This is a genomic window from Methylophaga sp. UBA5088 (assembly GCF_002414625.1).
GTDB lineage: Bacteria > Pseudomonadota > Gammaproteobacteria > Nitrosococcales > Methylophagaceae > Methylophaga > Methylophaga marina.
Map to the genome: position 1 here is coordinate 3,376 of NZ_DIAC01000129.1, position 1,537 is coordinate 4,912.

3 protein-coding genes are annotated in these 1,537 nt (G+C 44.2%); all 3 read left to right on the top strand.

Translation table 11 applies throughout. The annotated features are described in order from the left end of the window. Positions 1–561: chemotaxis protein CheW (locus B4K20_RS15810; protein ID WP_289283654.1), on the top strand; the 561-nt coding region annotated here is incomplete at its 5' end. Positions 562–564: 3 nt separating this feature from the next. Beyond that, positions 565–1,071: a chemotaxis protein CheW gene (locus B4K20_RS15815; RefSeq protein ID WP_289283655.1), complete on the top strand. Its 507-nt coding sequence runs from the start codon at positions 565–567 to the stop codon at positions 1,069–1,071. Further along, positions 1,071–1,537: ParA family protein (locus tag B4K20_RS15820; protein WP_289283656.1), on the top strand; the 467-nt coding region annotated here is incomplete at its 3' end. The genes B4K20_RS15815 and B4K20_RS15820, both read left to right, overlap by 1 nt.

Genomic DNA, 1,537 nt, shown 5'->3' on the forward strand with positions numbered 1-1,537 from the left:
GGCATGGATGTGGTGAGGAAAAATATTAACAGCCTGGGAGGGGCTGTTGAGGTGAAATCTGAGTCAGGAATCAGGTCAACATTCACTATTAGGTTACCTCTGACATTGGCAATCATGGATGGTCAGATTATTCAGGTTGCAGACCAACGTTACATCATTCCCCTGATTTCCATTATTGAGTCTGTTGAAGTCGATATCAGCAAAGTAAAAAAAGTGACTGGTAAAGGAGAGTTATACAAAATCAGGGACGAATACGTACCGCTTATCAGATTGCGGCATGTGTTTAACCTGGATGGCGGTATTGAAGAGCTAGAACATGGTTTGCTGGTGATTGTGGACTGTGAGGATTACAAAATTGGTTTGTTTGTTGATGAGCTTCTGGCACAACAACAAGTTGTCATCAAGAGTCTAGAGACGAACTTCCGTAAAGTGAAAGGTCTCGCTGGCGCAACCATCCTAGGTGATGGAACAGTTGCTTTAATCCTGGATATTGCAGGGGTGATGGCAATGCACAAAGAGCCATCAATAATAAAACAAACTTCTCTGAAGAGTGTGGTTTGAGTCATGGTTGAGATGAACACAGAAAATGAGATTCTGGATATTCTTGATATTGCTGACAGCATCGACGATGGTTCCCAGCAGTACCTGACATTTGAGTTGGATAGCGAACATTATGGTGTGGAGATTCTCCGTGTGCAGGAGATAAAAGGCTGGGGGTCGGTGACATCGATTCCAAATACACCAGAACATGTCTGTGGTGTATTAAATTTGCGTGGCGTGATTGTGCCGATTATCGATCTTCGATTGCTATTCGGTATGCCTTTCAATACCTACACCAAGACTACTGTTGTCGTTGTTGTCAAAGTGGAAGGTATAACTGACCGAATTGTAGGTATAGTCGTTGATGCTGTGTCTGATGCATACAATGTTCATCCAGATATGATTTCAAATGCACCAGACTTAGGCAGTATCGTTGATACCAGCTTTATTAAAGGGATTGCTGACATCGATGAATGTATGTTGATGTTACTGGATATCGATAAGCTTCTCAGCGTAGAGCAAATAGGCTAATGATGACTTCTGAACACGTTCGCATCATTGCGATTATGAACCAAAAAGGGGGCGTTGGGAAAACGACAACAACCGTCAATCTTGGGCATGCACTCGCTATCCAAGGCAAACAAGTAGCCATGATTGATATGGATCCTCAAGGGCAAGTGGCCACCAGTTTAGGATTGGACAATCAGCAGCTCGGCATTGATGTTGTGCTGTTGGAGGGGGAGACCATTGATACCGTCAAGCTGCATGCCCGGGACAACCTTGATGTCGTGCCAGCAGGGCCACGCTTGAATGAGTTTGAACACCTGAATGAAGGTGGGGTAGAGCGCGGTCATCGCTTAAGAAAAGCAATCGAAGCGTCGTCATTATCAGCTTATGATTTTGTGTTGATAGATTGTCCGCCCTCATCAGGTTTACTGGGTGTTAATGCGATGTTTGCTTCTAGTGAATTGATTGTGCCCGTATCTGGAGACTATCT

Coding starts and splice junctions, on each gene's coding strand:
- B4K20_RS15815 (WP_289283655.1), top strand. CDS start 565: ATGGTTGAGATGAACACAGAAAATGAGATTCTGGATATTCTTGATATT.